We start from the raw sequence: 25328 nt of genomic DNA, 5'->3' as shown, positions 1-25328 counted from the left end.
GAGCTAGATAGTATATATATAAGGCATCTCAAGATTTGAGATTGCTGACGGTTATGTAAAGGAAAAGAGTAGGTGCACCTATTCTTTTCCTTCAATCATGAGCAAGAATATCTTGCAACGTAGATTAGGAAGAGGATTCTTACTAATCGTGCCAACTTCTGGAAAAAAGGTGGTGAAAACCTGTGGCATCTTTACGCGATATAAAAGCGAAGATTACCTCGACAAAGAAAACGAGCCAAATTACGAAAGCGATGGAGATGGTATCTGCATCTAAGTTAAACCGTGCAGAGCAAAATGCTAAATCTTTCGTTCCGTATATGGAAAAGATTCAAGAAGTAGTAGCGAGCATTGCGCAAGGAAGTAAAGGGATTAATCACCCAATGCTAAATGCGCGTCCTGTAAAGCGTACAGGGTACATCGTTATTACATCTGATCGCGGACTAGCAGGTGGTTATAACAGTAACGTATTACGTACGGTAAGTAACGTAGTTCGTGAACGTCATAATATGGATTCAAACCAATATTCAATTATTGTGCTTGGACGACTAGGACGTGATTATTTAAAACGTCGCGGCTTTAACATCATTGATGAAGTAGTTGGATTATCTGACCACCCATCATTTACTGATATTAAAGATCTTGCTTCTCGAGCAATTGCGATGTTCGCAGATGGTGCTTATGATGAGCTGTACATTTACTACAACCATTACGTAAGTAAAATTTCACAAGAAGTAACGGAAAATAAAATTTTACCGCTTACTGATGTGGCGTCTGACAAACCGACGACAGCTTATGAATTCGAACCTTCTGAAGAAGAAATTTTAAAAGTATTATTGCCACAATACGCAGAAAGCTTAGTGTACGGTGCATTACTAGACGGTAAAGCAAGTGAACACGCGGCGCGTATGACAGCAATGAAGAGTGCTACAGACAACGCAATGGAAGTTATCGATTCACTTACACTTTCATTCAACCGTGCACGTCAAGCAGCGATTACGCAAGAAATTACGGAAATCGTTGGTGGAGCAGCAGCGTTAGAATAGTATTAAAAAGCGTAGGTGGCTTGCCCAGAAGGGGAGGGCATTGGAACTCCTGACAAAGAGGCGTTCTTTGCCTCGTAGGAAGGGGTGAAATGACCGACCCTTCTAGCCACCGGAGCTAGATTCAATAAAAAGTGGAAGCGGCTCTGTCAAAAGAGTCGCATAAGCTATAAACTAATAAAAAATTAAAAGTCGACTTCTCTTAGAAAGTTGGCTAATTAAAAGAAAGCTAGGAGGGAACCCGATGAATAAAGGGCGCGTTACGCAAATCATGGGTCCGGTTGTAGACGTTAAGTTTGATGGCGGAAAGCTACCAGAAATCTACAACGCCCTTACGGTAAAACAAAGCAACGAAAACGGAGCAAACATTAACTTAACATTTGAAGTTGCACTTCATTTAGGTGATGACACAGTTCGTACAGTTGCAATGTCTTCCACAGATGGACTTGTTCGTGGCACAGAAGTAGAAGATACTGGTAAAGCAATCTCTGTACCAGTTGGTGATGCAACACTTGGTCGTGTATTTAACGTATTAGGTGATGCAATTGACTTAGATGGTGAACTTCCTGCGGATGTACACCGTGATCCAATTCACCGCCAAGCACCTGCATTCGAAGAATTATCTACTAAAGTAGAAATTCTTGAAACTGGTATTAAAGTAGTAGACTTACTTGCTCCTTACATTAAGGGTGGTAAGATCGGTCTATTCGGTGGTGCCGGTGTAGGTAAAACGGTATTAATTCAGGAATTAATCAATAACATCGCACAAGAACACGGTGGTATCTCTGTATTCGCTGGTGTAGGTGAGCGTACTCGTGAGGGTAATGACTTATACCATGAAATGAGCGATTCTGGCGTAATCAAGAAAACTGCGATGGTATTCGGACAAATGAATGAGCCACCTGGAGCACGTCAACGTGTTGCATTAACAGGTTTAACAATGGCTGAGCATTTCCGTGATGAGCAAGGACAAGACGTACTATTGTTCATCGATAACATCTTCCGTTTCACGCAAGCAGGTTCTGAAGTATCTGCCCTTCTTGGTCGTATGCCATCTGCGGTAGGTTACCAACCAACACTTGCAACAGAAATGGGTCAATTACAAGAGCGTATTACATCTACAAATAAAGGATCTATCACGTCTATCCAAGCGGTATATGTACCAGCCGATGACTATACGGATCCAGCACCAGCTACAACGTTCGCTCACTTAGATGCAACAACAAACTTAGAGCGTCGTTTAACACAAATGGGTATTTACCCAGCCGTAGATCCATTAGCATCTACATCTCGTGCACTTTCTCCAGAAATCGTAGGAGAAGAGCATTATGAAGTAGCTCGTCAAGTACAGCAAACTTTACAGCGTTATAAAGAGCTTCAAGATATCATCGCTATCTTAGGTATGGATGAGTTATCTGAAGAAGATAAGTTAGTTGTACATCGTGCTCGTCGTATTCAATTCTTCTTATCTCAAAACTTCCACGTAGCTGAGCAGTTTACAGGTCAAAAAGGTTCTTATGTACCTGTAAAAAATACAGTTAGTGGCTTCAAAGAAATTCTAGAAGGAAAATATGATGACCTTCCAGAAGATGCATTCCGCTTAGTAGGTAGCATTGAAGAAGTTATTGAAAACGCGAAGAAAATGATGGCGTAAGGCCTTAGGAGGGACGAATTATGAAGACATTTCCAGTCAGTATTGTAACTCCTGATGGACCGGTTTACGAAAAAGAAGTAGAAATGGTAAGCGTAAAAGCAGAGAGTGGGGAAATGGGGATCTTACCAGGTCACATTCCAACTGTTGCACCATTAAAAATTAGTGCGGTTCGTCTGAAAAATGGTGGGCACACTGATTATGTAGCAGTAAGTGGTGGCTTTATCGAAGTTCGTCCAGATAAAGTAACTATATTATCATCATCTGCTGAAGAAGCAAACCATATCGATATCCATCGTGCAAATGAATCGAAACGTCGCGCTGAGCAACGTATGCAAGATAAACAAGCACATGTTGACTTTAGACGTGCAGAAATGGCCTTGCAGCGTGCTGTGAACCGTTTAAACGTTTCCGATATGAAATAAAAATCCGTGAGGGCTTCGCCTTCACGGATTTTTTTGTTGTTTATGAATAAATTAACAAAATGGTATAATTATGTCATTGCTTGTATAAGTGGAGAATATAGAGCAATTTATATTTTATAAAGGAGATGAACAAATGATCGGTGAAATGAAGCAAGAAACATTACATTCCTTGAAGGGGAAATGGGGCTTAGGTGTTGGATCGACGATTTTATATCATATTATAAGTTACGTCGTTTCAATGGCTGTAATGCTTATACTATTAATTCCAGGAGTTATAATATTTCTTTTAGTGACTATTTCAACTGGTTCAATTGAAGAAGGAGCGATGTCAATTGGAGCTAGTGTTACGTTTGGGATTTTTTATTGCCTTATGATAATTTTAGGTTCTGCAGCTTATGGTATTACTTCATACGGTTATACGAATGTGTTTCTACAAATAAGTAAACGAGAAGATGCTAGAGTAGATTATTTATTTGAAGGATTTCGTGGTTTTAAAAGAATGATGAAAACAATGTGGGCTATGCTTGCACTTTTGTTATATACAGGTACGTGGGTTCCGATGCTTGGAATGATTGTATTTGGGATATTAGGCTTTTTGGATGAGAATGCCAACCCATCTTTCATAATCGCTTTCTTTGTTTTACTAGCTATTTCGATCATTGTAATCGCTGTTCTGTATTTTTCATATTCGATGACGTATTATGTGATGGTTGAAAAACCAGAATATAGCGTTTCGCAGGCGATGAAAGAAAGTAAGAACCTTATGAAGGGGCATAAACTAGATTTATTTCTTTTATGGCTTAGCTTCATAGGATGGGCTATCTTAGCGATTTTTACTCTTGGAATAGGATTTCTTTGGCTTAGTCCATATGTAGGTACAACGACAGCGCATTTTTATCGCTATATTGCAAAAGGTGAATTGCAGTAGGAACATGCTATACTAATAGAATTGTTACGTATAGGAGGCTAAGTATGATTAGTGATTTAAAAGGAGAAGCGCTGGACTCACTAGAAGGAAAATGGGGATTAGCTGTTGGGGCAACATTACTTATTTCGATTCTTATGTCAGCTTTTAGTTTTAGTATTGATTTCATTTTCTCTCAGGTTTGGGATTGGAAAGAAGTAAATAACTCACTTACAGTAGACGTTATTACAATATTTCTGGTAGGTCCATTAACGCTAGGTGGCTATTATTTAGCGCTACATTTAATTCGTGAAAAAGAAGCGCGTATTGGGCATATATTCAGATGGTTTACAGAAGGAAGTAAGTTTATAAAGTCATTTTTATTATATATAGTAGTAAACATTTATATTTTCTTATGGTGCTTACTATTTATTATTCCAGGTATTATTAAATCATTTTCTTATGCAATGACGTACTTTATAATAAATGATCATCCGGAGTATTCCATAAATCAAGCTATTACAGAAAGCCGTCGTATGATGGACGGACATAAAATGGAGTATTTCATTTTATGTTTAAGTTTTATTGGTTGGTTTATATTGAGTTGTATTACATTAGGGATTGGATTTTTATGGTTAATCCCATATTTTTATACTACGTCAGCAGCTTTTTACGAAGAGATTGCAGAAGAATATTACGAGAAAAAAATTCCAACACTATAAAGTTTCATCGCCCGCAAATAGCGGAATAAAAACACCCAGTGTGAACTATTGGTTCATACTGGGTGTTTTTTGTAGAAATCTTATAAATTCTTTACTTGTTAGAGGTTTACTGAAATAGTAACCTTGCATGTATTTACAGTTATTTTTCTTCAAAAATTTAAGCTGTTTTTCTGTTTCAATTCCTTCAGCAACGACGGAGAGATTTAAAGTATTTGCCAGAGAAAGGATAGTGGAAACGATGGCTCTTTCTTCAGGTCGATGATCGGCTAGTTGTGTAAATTCTTTTGGTACTTTTAATGTATCGATAGGGAAAATTGATAAATAAGCAAGAGAAGAATAGCCGGTACCGAAGTCATCGATGGACGTTTGAATACCATATTCTTTTAATTGCTTTAGTCTAGATAATGTTTCTTTTTCATCAATCATCGCAATTCGTTCTGTTAGTTCAAGTGTTACATCTTTTGGGTCAATCTCAACGTCCTTTAGTATTCGTGAAATATTTTCGATTAATTGATTTTGTTGAAATTCTCTCGCTGATAAATTGACACTCATTTTTAAGTTTGTATATCCAAAACTTTTCCATATTTTTAGTTGACGACAAGATTCTCTTAACACCCAATGTCCAAGCGGAACGACTTGTGGTGTCTCTTCTACAATTGGAATGAACTCGCATGGTGAGATGTCACCTAATAGTGGATGTTTCCAACGTATTAATGCTTCAGCACCGATAATTTTATTTGTTGTCGTATCAATTTGGGGTTGATAGACGAGATAAAATTCGTTGTTTACTAAAGCGAGTGGCAAGTCTTTTTCGATTCGAGCTTTTCGTTCCATTTTCTTATATAGTTCTTTCGTGTAAAGAGAGCTACGATTTTTTCCTTTATTTTTTGCTTCGTACATGGCCATATCGGCATGTTGCAAAATAGACAGTGGGTCTTCGCCTGCTTCAGGGTATATGGCAATCCCGATACTCGGTGAGATGTGTAAATGTTGATTTTCGATTTCGAATGGTTCGTTCATGGCTACTACAATCATATCAGCTATCCTTTTTACATCTGTTCTTTTGTTATAATTTTCGATAAGGATTGTGAACTCATCCCCAGCTAGTCGAGCAAGTTTCATATTCTGTGTCGATATTCGTTCGAGCCTTTTTGCTACTGCAATTAATAGGAGATCTCCTACCCGGTGACCAAGGGTATCATTAATAACTTTAAAGCGATCTAGGTCTAGAAACATAACAGCAAAAGGTCTTTTTGATATTTTTGCTCGTGCAATTGCTTGTTCTAATTGCTGATGAAATGAACGGCGGTTTGCAAGTTCCGTTAAAGTATCGTGATATGCTAGGAAATTAATTTGTTCTTGTTGCTGCTTGCTTTCTGTAATATCTTTAATCATTAAATAAACTCCAGAAATATGTTCCTTTAAAAAGATGGGAACAGCTGTAACATGCAAATAGTAAATATCTCTATTTTTATGATATGCCCGTATTTCTAAAGAAATAGAGTTCCCTTTTTTTACGTGATGAAAGGCATTAATGATCTCTTCCAAATCTTCTTCATACATAAGTGAATAGTATGGTTGGTTTAATAATTCATTCGTTTGATAACCGAGTAAAGTAGTTCCAGCGTTGTTCACATTTAGAAAATTACCGTACAAATCTAATGTGAAAATTGGATCTGGATGATGCTCGTATAAAGATTTAAACATTTGTTGGTTATGATATAACTCATTTTTTTGTTCTACTAAATCTTCTGTACGTAGTTCAATTTGTTTCTCGAGTTCCAAGTTGAATTGCATTTGTGCTAGTAATAATATTTTATTTTGTCTTCGGACTAACATATGGCGTATGAGAACGAAGGCGAAAGTTACCATCAGTCCAATTACTACGATAGGTGCAAAAACATTTTCGACCAATATAAAAACAATAAGCATCACTACAGAAATATACGGTAATGATAATCGGATTGATTCACCCAATTGAGGTGTTAGTAATACTTGTTCTTGTTTTTCAGGCTCTTTTGTGTGAAGTATACAAGCGATTGCTACCAATACTAAAGTTACTTGATAGAATGGAGAAACTGTGAACATAGAGTACTCAGGCTGGAAGTATTTTATATAAGCATAAATAGCATCCGTAGTAGCATACAAAATTAAAGCACTGCCAAGAAGAGCACCAACTTGTTTTGGTAGTAAGAATAATGGTCTAAATAAAAGATTGATTCCTATTAAAAGAAAGAGTAAATCAGCCATTGGATACGTGAGTTGAACAAACATGTCGATATATGATGTTGTGAAAATATGAATGGTTCTTTCAATAAGCAAATAGTAGCTTAGAGTAAATTGAGCTGTAACAATAATACAAATATCACATATCGTAGAAAGCTGTTCCAATAAGTTTCGGTCATAAATAATTTCATATAGAAAGGCAAATGCAAAGCTAATTAAACATAATAAGTAAAAAAAGTCTGATGGATCAACGAATGTATAGTAGTCATGCAGAATTAAGCGTTGATAAGCAACTACTATATCACCAATGAAATAAGAGAAGGATCCGATAGTTAATGTTATCCAAAACAAACGAGATAACCCTTGTTTTACATTTGAAAAATAAAAGATATAACTGCAAATTGTAATATCAATTAATATGGTACTGATGCTAGTTAATATTTGAAATGGGAGTGTGTACTCATATAAAAAGGACATTGATACGTAATGAATAGCTATATACAACAATGAAATGCTTATAAGAATACTTACGTGTGCTTGTTTTGTCATTTATATCACCCACTGTATATACATAAGAGCCACCTTTTGTAGTTTATGTTTTTTTAGGATTGCTTGAAAAATATATAGAATTTCTATATTTATTTTACACATTTATAATGAGTTGTAAAAATAGTTTTGTTTAGTAAGTATTAATTGTTGTTTCTGTTCCCAATATATCGACATAGGAATTTGAAGTTTGCTATAATGATTAAAATAGTTGCATTATTTAGAAAAATTTAAAAATAATAAATGATGCAAGTAAGACATATTGTTTACTATGTGAACTTGTTCTTAATTCAGGGGGGAGGGTTTCACAATGGCAAGTGTATATGAAAATAGTTATATGATTGTTTTGATTTTCTTGCTATTAGGTATATTGCTGCCGGTAGTGGCTCTTACATTAGGGAAAATGCTGCGTCCAAATAAACCGAGTGCAGCGAAAGCGACGACGTATGAGAGTGGAATTGAGCCTTTTCATGATGCGAATATTCGATTTCATGCTCGTTATTATATTTTTGCTTTATTGTTCGTCATCTTTGATGTAGAAACTTTATTTTTATATCCATGGGCTGTTGCGTATGACAAGCTGGGTTTATTTGCACTGATTGAAATGCTCATTTTTGTTGTGATGTTGTTGGTTGGATTAGCGTATGCTTGGAAAAAGAAGGTGTTACAATGGTTATAAATTTTGAGGAATTACACCCACAGGAGCGAGCGGAATTAGAAAGGAATATCTTTTTTTCTACATTGGAACAGCTCAAGGGATGGGCACGGAGCAACTCTTTATGGCCGATGACATTTGGACTGGCATGCTGTGCGATTGAAATGATGGGGGTAGGTTCATCACATTACGATTTAGATCGATTTGGGTCATTTTTTCGGACGTCACCAAGACAATCGGATGTCATGATTGTGTCAGGAACGGTAACGAAGAAAATGGCGCCTATTGTTCGGCGCTTATATGATCAAATGCCTGAACCAAAGTGGGTAATTGCGATGGGATCTTGTGCAACAGCCGGTGGTCCGTATGTGAATTCGTATGCGGTTGTGAAAGGTGTAGATCAAATTGTACCAGTTGATGTATATATTCCTGGATGCCCACCAAACCCTGCTGCTTTAATTTATGGAATTAATAAATTAAAAGAAAAAATTCGTTACGAGGCGAAGACAGGGAAGCAGGTGACGAATAAATGAGTGATCCAAATAAAGACTTAGAAAGTATGAAGAGAGAAGCAGCCCGTCATGCGAAAGAGGAAGCGCGAAAACGTCTTGCCGCGAAACATGAGACAGAAATGTCTAAACTTGAAGGAGAACATCGAGAAAAAGAGAAAGCGCTACCAAAAAATAAAGAAGTTAATGTAGAAGAAGCAAAACGTCTTGCCGCAGCAGCCGCAAAAGCAAAAGCAGCGGCATTAGCGAAGCAAAAGCGAGAAGGAACAGAAGAAGTAACGGACGAAGAAAAAGCGAAAGCGAAGGTAAAGGCCGCAGCAGCTGCAAAAGCAAAAGCAGCGGCATTAGCGAAGCAAAAGCGAGAAGGAACAGAAGAAGTAACGGACGAAGAAAAAGCGAAAGCAAAGGCAAAGGCCGCAGCAGCCGCAAAAGCAAAAGCAGCGGCATTAGCGAAGCAAAAGCGAGAAGGAACAGAAGAAGTAACGGACGAAGAAAAAGCGAAAGCGAAGGTAAAGGCCGCAGCAGCAAAAGTAGCGGCATTAGCGAAGCAAAAGCGAGAAGGAACAGAAGAAGTAACGGATGAAGAAAAAGCAAAAGCGAAGGCAAAAGCAGCGGCACTAGCGAAGCAAAAGCGAGAAGGAACAGAAGAAGTAACGGACGAAGAAAAAGCAAAAGCGAAGGCAAAGGCTGTAGCAGCTGCAAAGGCAAAAGCAGCGGCACTGGCGAAAGCAAAATCCTCGCAAGGTGATGGAGATTCTGGAGATGAAAAAGCAAAGGCTATTGCAGCCGCGAAAGCGAAAGCCGCTGCTGCGGCAAGAGCAAAGGGAGCTGTAAATAAGATAGAAGATGAACCGCAGCAGGAAGAACCATCAGTTAACCAACCGTATTTAAATCAATATGTGGAGGTTGTTAAGGAGAAGGTAGGGGAATATGCATTAGTAGATTCCTATATTAATAAGCTTTCAAAAGATGTTCCAACTCTTGTGGTGGAGCCTTCAAAATATTATGAAGTGATGGAGTTAATGCGATTGCATGAGGGACTTGCTTTTGATTATATGTCAGAGCTACATGCGACGGATTTTGTGACACATATGGAAGTATATGTTCATTTATTTTCATATGGAAAGAAGCAGTCAGTAGCAGTGAAGGTAAAACTGGATAGGGAAGCGCCGCAAGTAGAATCGGTGACGCCGCTTTGGAAAGGGGCAGATTGGCCGGAGCGTGAAGCGTATGATTTGCTAGGTATTGTATTTAAAGGTCATCCTAATTTATCTCGCATTTTAATGCCGGATGATTGGGTAGGGTATCCACTTAGGAAAGATTATGAACCGTATGATGTGGAGGTGTAGCTTGTGATCCGTACGGAGGAGATGCTCTTAAATGTTGGACCGCAGCACCCGAGTACACATGGTGTGTTTCGGCTTGTAATTAAGATTGACGGGGAAATTATTAAAGAGGCTACACCAGTTATCGGGTATTTGCATCGCGGAACAGAAAAGATTGCTGAGAGCTTGCAGTATACACAAATTATCCCGTATACAGATCGAATGGACTATTTATCAGCGATGACGAATAACTACGTCATTTGCCATGCTGTAGAGACGATGATGGGACTTGAGATTCCGGAGCGTGCTGAATACTTACGTGTGCTTGCGATGGAGCTGGGAAGGGTTGCAAGTCATCTCGTCTGGTGGGGAACGAACCTGCTTGATATAGGGGCGGTTAGTCCGTTTTTATACGCATTTCGTGAACGAGAGATGATTATAAATTTATTAAATGAATTGTGCGGTGCAAGGCTTACTTTCAACTATATGAGAGTCGGCGGCGTGAAGTGGGATGCGCCGGACGGCTGGATTGAGAAGGTGAAAGAGTTTGTTCCGTATATGAGAGAGCAATTGGAAGGGTATCACGACCTCGTTAGCGGAAATGAAATTTTCTTAAATCGTGTGAAAGGCGTTGGCATATATAGCGCGGAAGAGGCGATCTCGTACTCTCTGAGCGGAGCGAATTTGCGGTGCACGGGAGTTCATTTTGATCTTCGCAAAGATGAGCCGTATTCTATTTATGATCGTTTTGACTTTGACATTCCTGTTGGGAGTGTGGGGGATGCCTGGGATCGCTACGTTTGCCGGATGAAAGAAATTGAGGAGTCATTAAAAATTATTGAGCAAGCAGCTGAGCAGTTCCCAAAAGATGGAGCCGTGCTGGCAAAAGTGCCGAAAATTATTAAAGCACCTAAGGGAGAAGCATTTGTCCGTATAGAGTCACCGCGGGGAGAGATTGGTTGTTATATTGCTAGTGATGGAAAGAAAGAGCCATACCGTCTGAAATTCCGCAGACCATCTTTTTATAATTTGCAAATCTTACCGAAGTTATTGAAAGGTGAAAACATCGCCAATTTAATTACGATTTTAGGTGGGGTTGATATTGTACTTGGGGAGGTTGACGGCTAATGATTGAGACGCTCTTACAATCACCTTCAAGCTGGAAGAATTTCTTCATTTTTTTCGGATTAGCCGTGCTTTTATTATTTGCAGTCCTTGGCTTCGTTACATACGGTATTTTGGCAGAACGGAAAGTGATGGGATTTATGCAAGGGCGGATTGGACCAAACCAAGTTGGGGGCCGGTTCGGTTTATTACAAACGGTAGCTGATGTTTTGAAATTATTATTAAAAGAAGATAGCATTCCGAAGGCTGCAGATAAACCGTTGTTTATATTAGCGCCTGTTATTGCTTTCGCACCAGCATTTATGGTACTTGCGGTTATCCCGTTTACTGATAAATTTCAGTTCGCGGATATTGGTGTAGGATTACTGTATTACATTGCTGTTTCTGGGATTACGACGATCGGCGTTGTAACCGGGGGATGGGCATCGAATAATAAATACTCCCTTCTAGGAGGGATGCGCGCAGCAGCGCAAATGATTTCTTATGAGATTCCACTTGTGATGAGTGTAATTGGCGTCGTTTTGTTAGCTGGTAGCCTTAATTTAAATGAGATTGTAGCGGCGCAAGAGAAGGTATGGTACATTTTCGCGCAGCCGATCGGTTTCGTCGTTTTCTTAATTGCTGCAGTTGCAGAGTTAAATAGGACGCCATTTGATTTACCCGAAGCGGAGTCAGAACTTGTTTCGGGATACCATACGGAATACTCAGGGTTTCGCTGGGCGTTTTTCATGCTTTCAGAGTATGTGTATTTCTTCGGGATGGCATCTTTAATTACAGTGCTTTTTTTAGGCGGATGGAATCCAGTTATGTTCCTTGGATTTATTCCAGGAGCAGTATGGTTTGCTCTGAAATTCAGCAGTGTGGTCTTTCTATTAATTTGGTTCCGCGTTACGTTCCCACGTATAAGAGGTGACCAGTTAATGGAGTTTGGCTGGAAAGTATTATTGCCAATTGCACTTGCAAATATTTTCTTAACGGCATTGATTAAGGAGTTATTCTTCTAATCTATAAAGGGGGTGCCAGTAAGAGATGAAAGGACTATTTAAAGGTTTAAAATATACGCTTAGTAATTTGAGTAAGAAAAAGGTGACGTATGATTATCCGAATCAGCCGTTGCCATTACCAGATCGCTTTCGGGGTATTCAAAAGTTTTATCCAGAGAAATGTATTGTTTGTAATCAGTGTTCCAATATTTGTCCGACAGATTGCATTCAATTAACGGGAAAAAAACATCCTGATCCTACGAAAAAAGGAAAAATTATCGACACGTACGATATTAATTTTGAAATTTGTATTCTTTGTGATTTATGTACAGAAGTTTGCCCAACAGAGGCAATTGTAATGACAAATAACTTCGAACTCGCAGAGTATTCACGTGATGATTTATTTAAAAATTTGCAGTGGCTTGACGAAAACGACGAGAACGTCAGGAAGGAGAATAAAGCATGAATGGCGAGTTTGTAGCATTCTTTATCCTATCCTTGTCTGCGATTATCGGCGGTGTTCTTATGTTGAACTTAACGAAAGTCATGCATATGATGCTAGCTCTCGTTCTTACATTCCTCAGCATTGCAGGTTTGTACTTTCTTTTATCAGCCGAGTTTATCGGTGTTGCACAAATTTTACTTTACTCTGGTGCGATCACTATTATTATGATTTTTGGCATTATGTTAACGAAACATAACGCGGAAAATGAATCGCGTCTTACTCTTCGAAAATGGATTATCTTCTTTGCGGTTGTAGCATTTGGAGCAGTTATGTATTTCGCTGTTAATAGTATCGATTTTTCAAATCAAAGCACACAAGGAAGTTTACCTCTTCATGAAAACAACACACTTCAAATCGGTACACTTCTCTATTCAAAATATATTATTCCATTCGAGTTAACTTCAGTTATTTTACTTGTAGCACTTGTAGGAGCGATTATCCTTGCGAAGAAGGATGAGGGGGAGGAGGATTCCCATGAGTAGCGTTCCGGCTTCTGCGTATTTAACACTTGCGATTATTTTGTTTTGCATCGGCTTATTTGGAGCTTTAACAAAGCGGAATACAGTGATTGTATTAGTTTGTATCGAATTAATGCTAAACGCTGCCAATTTAAACTTAGTGGCCTTTAGTAAATTAGGTTTATTCCCGAATTTAACAGGGCAAATTTTCTCGCTGTTTACGATGTCTGTAGCGGCAGCGGAGGCAGCGGTAGGGCTTGCAATTTTGATTGCTTTGTACCGTAATCGCCCGACAGTTCATGTAGATGAGATGGATACGCTCAAAGGATAGCATTGTGACCGAAAAGGGGGAAGGAAACAATGATCGATTATGCATGGCTCATACCGCTTTTCCCGCTTGTTTCGTTTGTGTTACTTATTGTGTTCGGGAAGAAAATTAGAGAGGGAAGTAGTGTACTAGGTATTTTCTTTACCTTTCTCTCTTTTATATCCGCGGTAGTGGTACTAATAGAACGGCTTTCATCCGATACGGTGAAGCATAAGTGGGTATGGCTTAGGGCAGGAGATATAGATATATCATTTGGTTTTGAAGTTACCGCATTGGGAGCTTTAATGTTATTTATCGTTACACTTGTAAGTTTTCTTGTACATGTGTACTCAAAAGGTTATATGAAAGGTGACGAAAGGTTACCAACCTTTTATGCATATTTAGGGCTCTTTACATTTGCAATGCTTGGGCTTGTTATATCGACGAATTTACTACAGCTTTATATATTTTGGGAGTTAGTCGGCCTTGGTTCGTTTTTACTTATCGGTTTTTATTTCTTTAAAGAAGAAGCGAAGGCTGCTGCGAAAAAGGCTTTTATTATGACACGCATTGGGGATGTTGGGCTATTTATTGGGATGATTTTAATTTTTTGGCACGCAGGTAGTTTTGAATATGACGCGATCTTTAAAGCGATTCATACGGGTGACCTCTCGCCTTCTATGATTACAATAACGGCGATATTAATTTTTATCGGTGCGATGGGGAAATCAGGTCAGTTTCCGCTTCATACGTGGTTGCCAGATGCAATGGAAGGACCGACGCCTGTTTCGGCGCTTATTCACGCGGCAACGATGGTTGCAGCCGGCGTATATTTAGTAGCGACGATGTTCCCACTATTTTCAGCAAGTGCGGTAGCAATGCAAACCGTTGCAATCGTTGGGGCTTTCACCGCAATCTTTGCGGCCTCTATCGGCCTTGTACAAACGGATATTAAGAGGGTTCTTGCTTATTCTACAGTTAGTCAGCTCGGGTATATGATGCTTGCGCTAGGCTCTGCTGGTTATGTAGCTGGTGTCTTTCACTTAACGACACATGCCTTCTTCAAAGCATTACTGTTTTTGGCGGCAGGAAGTGTAATTCATGCAGTCCATACACAAAACATTAATAAAATGGGCGGTTTACAGAAAAAGATGAAAGTAACTGGTGTACTGTTTTTAATAGGCACACTTGCAATTAGTGGTGTTCCTCTTCTTTCCGGATTTTTTAGTAAAGATGAAATTTTAGCGGCGACTTGGATGAATGGCAATTACTTTCTATTCGTTTTAGCGGTAATTGCGGCATTTCTAACAGCATTTTATATGTTCCGTCTATACTTTCTTGTCTTTACAGGGGAAACGAAGACGAAGGAAGAGGTGCATGAATCGCCTCGCACAATGACGTATCCGATGATTGTCCTTGGTGTTCTCGCGGTAGTGGCAGGCTATATAAATACACCGTGGTTCGGGACGTTTCTTGGGGATTGGCTTACGAAAGATGTAGGATTCAAAGTGCAGGAAGTACATGGACCTGTTTGGATTATGATTGTTGCGACGCTCGTTTCATTTGCGGGAATTGCCCTCGCATATTTCATATATGGTAAGAAATCTATCTCTAGAGATTGGGCAGGCGGAGAAGGGACGCCTCTTTATAACCTTTTGAAAGAAAAATATTATGTGGATGAACTCTACAATGTTACGGTGCTTCCTATTACGAAAGGAATCGCTCATGTGCTTCGCTTATTTGAAGTATACGTTGTAGAAGGAATTGCAGTTTTAATTGCGGGATTGGTTAAAGGTATGAGCTGTCTAGGATCGCGGCTTCAAAACGGGAATGTACAAGTGTACGGAACTGTAACGGTCGTTTCGCTCGCAGTGCTCCTAATTATTTTGTTATATACGGGAGGGGATTTACGGTGAATGGATTACTATTAACGTTCTTCATTTTTTCCCCACTTTTAGGAATTCTCTTGCTTTTATTAACGCCGAAACGAGAATCGCGTACAGTGCAGGCGCTTGGTTTATTCGGAACGGCGCTTCCATTTGGAATTGCTATCGTCCTCGCTTGTACATACGCTTCAGGAAAGAGTTTATCGATATTTGATGAAAAAGTGAAATGGATTAAATTTGGGGATTTTGCAGCGGTAGATAAGAGATGGTTTTCCATTTATTACGAGATTGGTATTGATGGTTTATCGCTTGTAATGATGGCGCTGACGGCCCTTCTAGCGATGCTCGCAGCAATTGCGGCATTTTCCATTAAAAGAAATTTGAAAGCATTCTACATGCTATTACTCATGCTAGAAATAGGGATGCTCGGTGTCTTCGCTGCTCAAAATTTAATGCTGTTCTTCATCTTCTTTGAAATTACTTTGCCACCAATGTTTTTATTAATTGGCAAGTGGGGGAAATTGTCGAGTGAAAAGGCTGCATATAGTTATTTAATATATAACGGTATCGGATCAGCTATTTTACTTATCGTTTTCTCGGTTTTATTTGCGAAAACAGGTACAACAAATATTACGGAGCTTAAAGAAATATTAACGAGTGTAGGTGCTGGGGGAGGAATGGCTGTCTCAAGTAGCTTACAGTTCGGCTTGTTTCTTGCCATAATGATTGCCTTTGCGATTAAGCTTCCTGTTTTCCCTTTGCATCGCTGGATGGTCAATGTACACATAGAAGCGCATCCTGCTGTAGTTATGCTTCATGCGGGAGTTTTACTGAAAATTGGAGCATACGGTATTATTCGCTTCGGGAAAGGATTATTTCCAGAATATTTTCGTGATTTTGCAACGCTAATTGCGATTTTAGGAGTCATTAATTTATTGTACGGGGCCTTTCTAGCACTCATCCAAACGGACTTTAGAAAGGTGCTTGCTTACTCTAGTATTTCGCATATGGGCATTGTGTTAATGGGGCTTGCGGCGTTAAATGCACCAGGTATACAAGGGGCACTGTTCCAGGTTGTGTCTCACGGTTTAATTGCGGCATTGCTCTTCTTCTTACTTGGCATGATTGAAGAGCGTTTTGGGACTTCAGATATTACAGCGCTTGGTGGACTCGCAAAAAGTGTGCCTGTGCTTAGCGGCTTCTTCCTAGCGGGAGGTATGGCATCGCTTGGAATGCCAGGGATGTCTGGATTTATTAGCGAATTCCTTGCTTTTCTCGGTTTATTTCAAGGGAAACCAGTTATAGCTGCCGTAGGTGTACTTGGAATTATTTTAACCGCTGTATACGTATTAAGAGCGACACTTCAAGTGACATTTGGTAAGAAAGAATGGGAAGCGAAATCTGATATACATGGGTGGGAGTATGTTCCTGTTATATTACTTATCGTTTGTATTATCGCAATTGGAGTAATGCCAGAACTACTAGGGGATCCGCTTCAAAATACGCTGAAAACATTGGGGGTGAAGTAGGATGGATATGAATACGTTACTTAGCTTGTCGTGGCATCTGATGGTGCCGGAATTCATTATTCTTGGGGCAGCCATCCTTCTTTCCATATGTGATTTGTTTTTTAAGCTGAACCATAGGCACGTTGCGATTGGTGCAATCGCAGCCGTCGTATTAGCGGCCGTGTCATTAATTACGCTATATAGTGAACCAGCGGGAGATATTTTAAATGGATCGTTTGTGTTAGATGGATTTTCAAAAGGGTTTAAAACGTTGTTATTAATCGGGGCAGCTCTCGTCTTATGTATGGCAATGAGCGATGATGAAAAGGATCCTATCGAGGATAAGGGAGAATATTATTACTTAATGTTAATGGCGCTTCTTGGAGCGATGTTCATGGCTTCAAGCGTTGATTTCATCACACTATTCGTCGGTTTAGAATTGCTGTCGCTTTCTTCCTACATTCTTGTAGGAATCCGGAAAAGAAACCGCGCATCGAATGAGGCGGCGATGAAATACGTCATTAACGGAGGAATTGGAACAGCAATTACGCTCTTTGGAATGAGTTATTTATACGGTATTACAGGATCGACCAACATAGTGGAAATGCAAAAGGCATTTACGCAAGGATTGGCCGGGGGCATTCAGTTATTGTTAGCTCTTGCATTTCTACTTTTGCTCGTTGGACTCTCATTCAAAATTGCAACAGTACCATTTCATATGTGGGCACCGGATGTGTATGAGGGAGCGGCTACACCTGTCACTGCTTTTCTCGGAACGATTTCTAAAATTGCTGGTTTTCTACTCATTACGCGTTTGTTTCTTATGGTGTTTGCAGGCGTGGCAATCCAAGGAGATGCACAATCTTTGTACGGGCGTATGAGTATATACATTGCTGTGCTAGCTAGTATTACGATGATTGTTGGGAATGTAGTAGCATTAAAGCAATACAACGTAAAACGTCTATTTGCTTATTCAGGTATCGCGCATGCTGGGTATTTGCTCGTGCCGCTTGTGGCGCTATCACAGTTCACGATGGATAGTATGTGGTTTTATATGCTTGCATATATGCTTATGAATATAGGAGTATTTGCAATCATCCATGGATTAATCTTACAAAATGATAAGGAAAATATGACGATTTTTACAGGATTATACAAGCGATCTCCATTTACAGCTATAGTGATGACGATCTTTATTTTATCGTTAGCTGGGATACCTGGGACAGCTGGTTTTATCGGAAAAATTAACATCTTTTTAGGGGCACTTCATGTTGAACCTGCTCATTACGTATTAGCTTCTATTATGATGGGGACAACAGTTGTTTCATTTGTATATTACTTCCGGATATTACAGCAAATGTTTTTCCGCACTGGAGAGACAGAAGAGCGGCTTCGGTTACCGTTAAATATAAAGGTTGTCATGAGTCTTTGTGCAATTTCGATTGTAATACTAGGGATTATGCCGATGATTGGTTACAATTTCTTTTATGAATATTTTCCACTAATGAAGGATTTCTTCTTCTTGGGGAACGTGGTACAATAGTGAAAACAAAAGGTGTAGAGTCCGTACTCTGCGCTTTTTATTTTGGAGTAACAGCAAACGGAAACATATATAAGTATATGTTTTTGAGAGGAAATTACGATTTGAAATGTAAGAATCCTATTCGCGTTTGAAAAAGTGTGGCTCCTACTTATTATGGTATCGTTTTTACATTTTACGTAAGTAGTAGCCAAACAAAAAGGGGTCGATTTTTTGGCACAACTTTTAGGGCAACAAGCACTGATTGCCATTGTTTCGCATTTATTGTTTATTACTATTACGTGGTGGGCCTTGCAAGGTATTCACATTGAGCGTTTAATGAAGTCTGGGAAAGTGATGCAGACGAGAGTATTACTCATCCTAGTTACGATTGCGATTGGGACATCTGTCAGTAACTTTTTCCTTGATTATTTAGGCTATTCAAAGAGTTTAACGTATTTAGTAAAGTAAGTGTATAGAACCTCATATCTCCGTTAACAATGGGGATAGGAGGGGATGAGATTGAAGCTTAAAGCCATTCTTATTGTTGCCTTGAGTGTTGTTTTATTTTTGGTTGGATATAAAGAGATGAAACCTATAAGCGATGAACAGAAGATGGAGAGCATGATCGCAGCTTTAGAGAAGAATGATGCAAAAGTAGAGCGGTGGTCATGGTTAGCGCGAGAAACAAAAACAATTTCTAATATACATACGTTTCAAAAATTGTTAAACGATGTGAAGGAAAAGGCAAATATCGAAAGTTGGGAATTAGAACAATCTCCAGATGGATATAAAGCTACATCCTATAAAAAATCTTCTTCATATGAAGAACGAGTAGTAGTAACTTGGACTAAGGAAAATACTAAAGAAAACACTTTCATTATATTTGAAGTAAGCGGGGCGAAATGGGACCCGAAGTACGTTCAGAAAATGAATAAAATTTTTAGTGAAAAACCTACAATTTACACTTGTGTTCAAGGTGTATTGAATGATAAGATTGAAGGTGTTTTGCAAAATAAAACCAATCAGGTTTTGAAAGATCTTTCAGCAAGAGCGATCGAACAGACAGAAGAAAGAGCATTTGTATCAGTCTCCGCATATAATAAAAAGTGGAATGACGCTCTTTCGATAAATAGAGAGAAAATAAATGTGCAAATAGCAATACGTTCTACAGACAACAAAGATACAATTGTGGTTGGCACACCGATCATAACTTCTGAGTATTGAGTGAATAGATACTGAAAAAAGGACACGGAGGGGAATAATTTGGAAAAGATCATCGTCCGTGGCGGAAAGCGGTTGAACGGCACAGTGCGTGTTGAGGGCGCAAAAAATGCTGTATTACCTATAATCGCTGCAGCCCTATTAGCGAGTGATGGAAAGAATGTACTATCTGAAGTACCAGTTTTGTCTGATGTATACACAATTAACGAGGTATTACGTCATTTAAATGCTGAAGTCGTATTTGAAAATAACCAAGTAACAATCGATTCTTCTAAAGAATTAAACATTGAAGCACCATTTGAGTATGTACGTAAAATGCGTGCATCTGTCCAAGTAATGGGACCATTATTAGCACGTAACGGTCGTGCTCGTATTGCACTTCCTGGTGGATGTGCAATTGGTTCACGTCCAATTGACCAACATTTAAAAGGCTTCGAAGCAATGGGAGCGAAAGTAAAAGTTGGTAACGGTTTTGTTGAGGCGTACGTAGACGGAGAACTAAAAGGAGCTAAAATCTATTTAGACTTCCCAAGCGTGGGCGCGACAGAAAACATTATGTCTGCAGCGACATTAGCAAAAGGGACAACAATCCTTGAAAACGCAGCGAAAGAACCAGAAATCGTTGACTTAGCTAACTTCTTAAATGCGATGGGAGCGAAAGTACGCGGAGCTGGAACTGGAACGATTCGTATCGAAGGCGTTGATAAATTATATGGTGCAAACCACCCTATTATTCCTGACCGTATTGAAGCAGGAACATTCATGGTCGCAGCAGCAATTACTGGTGGGGACATCTTAATTGAAAATGCTGTACCTGAACATTTACGCTCAATTACAGCGAAAATGGAAGAAATGGGTGTTAAAATTATTGAGGAAAATGAAGGTATACGTGTTATCGGCCCAGATAAGTTAAAAGCGGTTGATATTAAAACTATGCCTCACCCAGGTTTCCCAACAGACATGCAATCACAAATGATGGCATTATTATTACAAGCTGAAGGAACAAGCATGATTACTGAAACGGTATTCGAAAACCGCTTTATGCACGTTGAAGAATTCCGTCGTATGAATGCTGATATTAAAATTGAAGGTCGTTCTGTAATTATGAACGGTCCAAACAGCTTACAAGGTGCTGAAGTAGGCGCGACTGATTTACGTGCAGCAGCAGCATTAATCTTAGCTGGTTTAGTATCAGAAGGTTATACTCGTGTAACAGAGTTAAAACATCTTGACCGTGGCTATGTAAACTTCCATAAGAAATTAGCTGCATTAGGTGCAACTATTGAACGCGTAAACGAAAAAGTAGAAGAAGTGAAAGAACAAGAAGTTTCTGATCTTCACGCTTAATTGAAATAGTCTCTATGTCTTTTGACATAGGGGCTATTTTTTTTACTATTACTGTTATAGTCAAGAAATTCTATACTTATGCACGTCTCAGTAAAAATATTTAGAAAATTTTCGTTTTATTTCGCTATTTGTGGTCAGTACAACTTCACTGCATTAAAATTTCACTTTATATCGATACCCCCAAGCGTGTTCTAAAAGAGTCCATAGTTCCATAAGAATGAAAGGAAGCCAACTTTATATTGGGGGAATAGGATGAAATTTTCAAAGCCACTTTTCATTACAGTAGCGCTTTTAATAGCGCTCGTTATCATTGTACCTGCTGCTCTTGTTATTCCGTTTGCGAAAGCAAAAGTAGGGGAAGAAGCAGCTTCTAAAACTCCTCCAGCGATAGAAAGTATACCAGCTCCAGGGAAAGTGGATACAGCGGTTCAGGTTGCTGTATATCGTGATCAGCAGAAGAAGGTAGAAACATTACCTATGGAGGAGTATGTGACCGGTGTAGTAGCTTCTGAGATGAATGCCAGCTTTGAAATAGAGGCGCTAAAGGCGCAGGCATTAGCAGCGAGAACATTTGTAGTCCAGCGCATGCTAAGCGGAGGTAAGAAAAACAATGCGGACGTGACAGATACGGTGAAAGATCAAGTGTACAAAAGCAAAGAAGAATTGAAGAAACAATGGGGTAATAACTACGAAAATAATTTAAAGAAAATCGAGGAAGCCGTTTCGAAAACCGCAGGACAAGTTTTAACGTATGATGGAAAACCAATTTCAGCTTCTTTCTTCTCAACGAGTAACGGCCGGACAGAAAATGCAGCTGATTATTGGGGAAATGATTATCCGTACCTGAAAAGCGTAGATAGTCCGTGGGATCAAGCATCTCCAAAATTTACGAGCGAGCAAACATTTACAGTAGCTGACTTTCAAAAACGTCTCGGTGTGAAAGTACTAGCGGACGGAAAAGTCGGCGATATTAAAGACCTTACAGAAGGCAAACGAGTAAAAGATGTAGCGTTTCAAGGAAAAACATTAACAGGAAAAGAAGTACGTGAAAAATTAGATTTACGCTCGTCTGACTTCACGTGGAAACAACAGGGGGATAAAATTGTCGTTACAACGAAAGGATTCGGTCATGGCGTTGGCATGAGCCAATACGGAGCGAATGGCATGGCAGCGGAAGGTAAGAAATATACAGATATCGTCGCTCATTATTATAAAGGCGTTGAAATAAAGACGATGAATGATTATGAAGGAAAATTGATGGTGAAAAAGTAGAACGTAAAAGAGGCCGTCCCAAATGGTAGTTGGGACGGTTTTCTTTTGTTGGTAGGTAGATTATTTTTGTCGTATTTTGTAGTTAAGTCGATATATTTGGGGTCGTGAACGATATAACTCAATTTCCGTTGATATAAATTCGATTATCATTGCAATCGTAACAAAGAAGAAAATAGCTTCAGTCAGAAGTTCAATTTCGGAACGTCCTTTTTGTCACTATTTGTAGAAATAAATGGAAGTTCCTCTGCGTACTGCGTGTTATAATACAGTTATGTGAATATATAAAATATAATAACAGGGGGTAATGAAAAATGATGATGGATGTACCACTTCTCATTCCATCCATGATGGAACGAGCGGAGAAATATTTTTCGAAAAAGGAAGTTGTCTCACGGACTGCATCGCGTATTCATACATTAACATACGGAGAAATTGCAAAGCGGACGAGAAGGCTTGCTAGTGTATTAAATCGAATGGGAATTGAACAAGGGGATAAAGTAGGGACAATTGCTTGGAACCATCATAGGCATTTGGAAGCATACTTTGCGATTCCAGGAATCGGAGCGGTGTTACATACAATTAATTTAAGGCTTTCCGCTGACCACATTTCATATATTATTAATCATGCAGAAGATAAAATCATTCTTGTCGATGAAGATATGGTACCTATATTAGAGCGTATTCAACACGAAATCCCGCATATAAAAGCCTTTATTATTATGACAGACGATCATAAACTACCTCACACAACACTATCACCAGCATATCATTATGACCAATTACTCGAAGAAGGCGATGAGACATTTCCGTTTGTAAAAGATTTAGATGAAAAAGAACCAGCCGGTATGTGCTACACATCAGCTACAACAGGAAAACCGAAAGGTGTAGTTTACACACACCGTAGTATTGCGCTCCATAGTTATACACTTGGACTTGCAGATGGCGGGAATATATCAGAAGTAGACACTTGTATGCCTGTCGTTCCAATGTTCCATGTTAATGCATGGGGATTACCGTTTGCGAGTACATGGTTTGGGACGAAACTCGTATTACCAGGACCGCATTTCACACCGGAAATTTTAGCGGAGTTAATTGAAAGTGAGAAAGTAACAATTACGGCTGGTGTGCCGACAATTTGGATTGGCTTATTACAAGAACTTGAAAAGCATCCATATGATATTAGTAGTGTAAAAACGATATGGTCAGGTGGATCAGCGGCTCCGCAAAGTATGATTCGTACGTATGAAGAGAAATATGAAATTGCATTTAGACAAATATATGGAATGACAGAAACAAGTCCTGCTGTTGTAATTAATTGTCCGAAATCATATCAACGCGATTTACCGAAAGAAGAATATTATAACTTGCGCTCTCGCCAAGGATATTTATTCCCTGGGCTAGAAATGAAAGTGATTGGACAAGACGGTGAAATTAAGTGGGACGGGGAAGAAATGGGAGAACTTTGTCTAAGAGGCCCATGGATCGCTGGTAGCTATTATAAAGATGAGCGTACAGAGGAATCGATGAAAGATGGTTGGCTCCATACGGGAGATATCGTTACAGTTGATTCGGAAGGATTTATTAAAATTGCTGATCGCACGAAAGATTTAATTAAAAGCGGCGGTGAGTGGATTTCTTCAGTAGATTTAGAAAACGCTTTAATGTCACACGATAACGTATTAGAAGCATCTGTTGTGGCAGTTCCGCATGAAAAATGGCAAGAACGTCCCGTTGCTTGTGTCGTATTAAAAGAAGGACAAGCAGTAGAAAGAGAAGAGCTGTATTCTTTATTAGAAGCCGAATTCCCGAAATGGTGGATACCAGATGATATTTTATTTGTAAATGAAATTCCGAAAACATCTGTAGGAAAATTCCTGAAAAGAGCACTTCGTGATCAGCTCAAGACTTATATGGTGGAGCAAAAATAGAGGAGAAGGCTATCCTGATGGATAGCCTTCTTTGTTGATACAGTTTAAAAACATTGTATTAAATATCATAATTTTCCATTAATTGTTTGGTATAATTAGATAAAAACATTTGGGGGAGACAGAATGGCGTTATTGGAGTTGAAACAATTAGGGAAGACGAACCAGTTACCGGCAGTTGAACTGCAGGTTGAAAAAGGACAATGTGTTGTTTTGCAGTGTAATAACCATACAGCTAAAGTGTTGCATCGCATTATTATCGGAGAAGAAGAGGCTTCTTCGGGCAGTGTGTTATTTGAAGGGGAGCCGATTGGAAAGAAAGTATATTCACGCATCGGTTTTTGTTTTTTGAAAGATGAAGCATATGACCGTTTGAAGGTGAAGGAATACTTCAAGTTTTTATTAGGGCTTTATGAATCAAATATAAGTATGGAAGAAGTAGTGCAATATGTTGGTCTCCTAGATAAGTTGAACGTTAAAATAGAAAAATTGTCATTTTCAGAGAAACGTCGTCTTCATCTTGGGCGAGTTATGATTCATAATCCGGATTTAGTTATTTTGGAAGAGCCAGAGCAAAATGTAGATACAGAGAGTACGATTATTATTCGGAAAGCGATTATGAAAATGAAAGAGCGAGGAAAGGCGATCTTTATTACGTCATCTTTCTTATCGGACGCTCTTTCGCTAACAGAGGATGTGTACATATTAAATCAAGACGGTGTAAAAAAAGTAGAGATCGAGCAAGAAGAAGTGGAAGAGGCTGATGAGGAAAAAGTAGTTCAAATGATTCCGCAAATGAAACTTGAAAGAATACCAGCGAAAGTGAACGATAAAATCATTTTACTGGATCCAATGGAGATTCATTTCATTGAAACGCAAAATGGAGTGACGCATATTCATGTGCGCGAAGGAGATTTCGTATGCGCATTAACATTAAGTGAACTAGAAGTGAGATTAACAGGATTCGGATTCTTTAGATGCCATCGCTCGTACCTCGTCAATTTACAAAGAGTACGAGAAGTCATTACTTGGACTCGTAACAGTTTTAGCTTAATTTTGGATGACGAAAGAAAAAGTTCAATCCCGCTTTCAAAAGGACGAATGGATGAATTAAAAGGAGTAATTGGGCTATAAAAATGCTCCGATAAGCTCAAAATACGATTCATTCACCGGTAAAAATACTCCTTTTACCGGTATTTTACTGCGTAAACCCTTTGTTTTTCATATGATTGAGTCAAGAAAAGCGAAACAACCAAATCGAAACTT

At 39.0% G+C, this 25328-nt stretch carries 23 protein-coding genes; 22 read left to right on the top strand and 1 reads right to left on the bottom strand.

Annotated features, from left to right (window positions below; all coding sequences use genetic code 11):
- Positions 1-182: 182 nt before the first annotated feature.
- The 5 genes from atpG (at position 183) to LUS72_RS26230 (ending at position 4742) form a co-directional block, all read left to right on the top strand.
- A complete protein-coding gene (atpG, locus tag LUS72_RS26250) occupies positions 183-1043 on the top strand; it encodes a F0F1 ATP synthase subunit gamma (protein WP_063222513.1) in 861 nt (286 codons plus the stop codon).
- Between the two features lie 241 nt (positions 1044-1284).
- Positions 1285-2694, top strand: a complete 1410-nt coding sequence (atpD, locus tag LUS72_RS26245; protein WP_097831477.1) for a F0F1 ATP synthase subunit beta — start codon at positions 1285-1287, stop codon at positions 2692-2694.
- Positions 2695-2714: 20 nt separating this feature from the next.
- On the top strand, positions 2715-3116 hold the full coding sequence (gene atpC, locus LUS72_RS26240) for a F0F1 ATP synthase subunit epsilon (RefSeq protein WP_002123795.1): 402 nt from the start codon (positions 2715-2717) through the stop codon (positions 3114-3116).
- 133 nt (positions 3117-3249) lie between these two features.
- Positions 3250-4044 carry a DUF975 family protein gene (locus tag LUS72_RS26235; protein ID WP_264448468.1) on the top strand — a complete coding sequence of 265 codons (795 nt, stop codon included), beginning with the start codon at positions 3250-3252 and terminating at the stop codon, positions 4042-4044.
- A gap of 44 nt (positions 4045-4088) precedes the next feature.
- Positions 4089-4742: a DUF975 family protein gene (locus tag LUS72_RS26230; RefSeq protein ID WP_097831479.1), complete on the top strand. Its 654-nt coding sequence runs from the start codon at positions 4089-4091 to the stop codon at positions 4740-4742.
- A gap of 45 nt (positions 4743-4787) precedes the next feature.
- Here LUS72_RS26230 and LUS72_RS26225 read toward each other — a convergent pair whose 3' ends face one another.
- Entirely contained in the window at positions 4788-7517 is a 2730-nt protein-coding gene (locus tag LUS72_RS26225; protein ID WP_264448467.1) for a putative bifunctional diguanylate cyclase/phosphodiesterase, read from the bottom strand.
- Between the two features lie 307 nt (positions 7518-7824).
- Here LUS72_RS26225 and nuoA point away from each other — a divergent pair, with 307 nt between their 5' ends.
- From nuoA to LUS72_RS26140, 17 genes are all read left to right on the top strand, one after another.
- Positions 7825-8193, top strand: a complete 369-nt coding sequence (nuoA, locus tag LUS72_RS26220) for an NADH-quinone oxidoreductase subunit NuoA (protein WP_000179270.1) — start codon at positions 7825-7827, stop codon at positions 8191-8193.
- On the top strand, positions 8184-8702 hold the full coding sequence (gene nuoB / locus LUS72_RS26215) for an NADH-quinone oxidoreductase subunit NuoB (RefSeq protein WP_000236333.1): 519 nt from the start codon (positions 8184-8186) through the stop codon (positions 8700-8702). The genes nuoA and nuoB overlap by 10 nt, the downstream gene beginning before the upstream one ends.
- Positions 8699-10027, top strand: coding sequence for an NADH-quinone oxidoreductase subunit C (locus LUS72_RS26210; protein ID WP_272502242.1), 1329 nt, complete (start codon positions 8699-8701; stop codon positions 10025-10027). The genes nuoB and LUS72_RS26210 overlap by 4 nt, the downstream gene beginning before the upstream one ends.
- A gap of 3 nt (positions 10028-10030) precedes the next feature.
- Positions 10031-11131, top strand: coding sequence for an NADH-quinone oxidoreductase subunit NuoD (gene nuoD / locus LUS72_RS26205; RefSeq protein ID WP_128856213.1), 1101 nt, complete (start codon positions 10031-10033; stop codon positions 11129-11131).
- The gene (gene nuoH, locus LUS72_RS26200; protein WP_264448466.1) at positions 11131-12132 is read left to right on the top strand and encodes an NADH-quinone oxidoreductase subunit NuoH; all 1002 of its coding nucleotides are present in this window, start codon (positions 11131-11133) and stop codon (positions 12130-12132) included. Before nuoD ends, nuoH begins: the two co-directional genes overlap by 1 nt.
- Before the next feature lie 25 nt (positions 12133-12157).
- Positions 12158-12577, top strand: a complete 420-nt coding sequence (nuoI, locus tag LUS72_RS26195; protein WP_000677191.1) for an NADH-quinone oxidoreductase subunit NuoI — start codon at positions 12158-12160, stop codon at positions 12575-12577.
- Positions 12574-13098: an NADH-quinone oxidoreductase subunit J gene (locus LUS72_RS26190; RefSeq protein ID WP_001012819.1), complete on the top strand. Its 525-nt coding sequence runs from the start codon at positions 12574-12576 to the stop codon at positions 13096-13098. The genes nuoI and LUS72_RS26190 overlap by 4 nt, the downstream gene beginning before the upstream one ends.
- On the top strand, positions 13091-13405 hold the full coding sequence (gene nuoK, locus LUS72_RS26185; RefSeq protein ID WP_000100081.1) for an NADH-quinone oxidoreductase subunit NuoK: 315 nt from the start codon (positions 13091-13093) through the stop codon (positions 13403-13405). Before LUS72_RS26190 ends, nuoK begins: the two co-directional genes overlap by 8 nt.
- A gap of 29 nt (positions 13406-13434) precedes the next feature.
- The gene (nuoL, locus tag LUS72_RS26180) at positions 13435-15297 is read left to right on the top strand and encodes an NADH-quinone oxidoreductase subunit L (protein ID WP_264448465.1); all 1863 of its coding nucleotides are present in this window, start codon (positions 13435-13437) and stop codon (positions 15295-15297) included.
- Positions 15294-16796: an NADH-quinone oxidoreductase subunit M gene (locus tag LUS72_RS26175; protein WP_098361992.1), complete on the top strand. Its 1503-nt coding sequence runs from the start codon at positions 15294-15296 to the stop codon at positions 16794-16796. Before nuoL ends, LUS72_RS26175 begins: the two co-directional genes overlap by 4 nt.
- Before the next feature lie 7 nt (positions 16797-16803).
- Positions 16804-18318 (top strand): NADH-quinone oxidoreductase subunit NuoN, encoded by a 1515-nt coding sequence (nuoN, locus tag LUS72_RS26170; RefSeq protein ID WP_336297075.1) that lies wholly within the window; start codon positions 16804-16806, stop codon positions 18316-18318.
- 210 nt (positions 18319-18528) lie between these two features.
- On the top strand, positions 18529-18765 hold the full coding sequence (locus tag LUS72_RS26165; RefSeq protein WP_071734725.1) for a DUF1146 family protein: 237 nt from the start codon (positions 18529-18531) through the stop codon (positions 18763-18765).
- Positions 18766-18816: 51 nt separating this feature from the next.
- Positions 18817-19521 carry a YwmB family TATA-box binding protein gene (locus tag LUS72_RS26160; RefSeq protein ID WP_264448464.1) on the top strand — a complete coding sequence of 235 codons (705 nt, stop codon included), beginning with the start codon at positions 18817-18819 and terminating at the stop codon, positions 19519-19521.
- Between the two features lie 39 nt (positions 19522-19560).
- Positions 19561-20865 (top strand): UDP-N-acetylglucosamine 1-carboxyvinyltransferase, encoded by a 1305-nt coding sequence (gene murA / locus LUS72_RS26155; protein ID WP_097832448.1) that lies wholly within the window; start codon positions 19561-19563, stop codon positions 20863-20865.
- 252 nt (positions 20866-21117) lie between these two features.
- A complete protein-coding gene (gene spoIID / locus LUS72_RS26150) occupies positions 21118-22137 on the top strand; it encodes a stage II sporulation protein D (protein ID WP_097832447.1) in 1020 nt (339 codons plus the stop codon).
- Between the two features lie 311 nt (positions 22138-22448).
- The gene (locus tag LUS72_RS26145) at positions 22449-24065 is read left to right on the top strand and encodes a long-chain fatty acid--CoA ligase (protein WP_264448463.1); all 1617 of its coding nucleotides are present in this window, start codon (positions 22449-22451) and stop codon (positions 24063-24065) included.
- Between the two features lie 123 nt (positions 24066-24188).
- Entirely contained in the window at positions 24189-25196 is a 1008-nt protein-coding gene (locus tag LUS72_RS26140) for a LytTR family transcriptional regulator DNA-binding domain-containing protein (protein WP_097832445.1), read from the top strand.
- Positions 25197-25328: the final 132 nt, after the last annotated feature.

Source organism: Bacillus cereus (genome assembly GCF_025917685.1).
Classification (GTDB): Bacteria; Bacillota; Bacilli; order Bacillales; family Bacillaceae_G; genus Bacillus_A; species Bacillus_A cereus_AT.
This window is presented reverse-complemented; position numbering and strand designations above follow the sequence as displayed.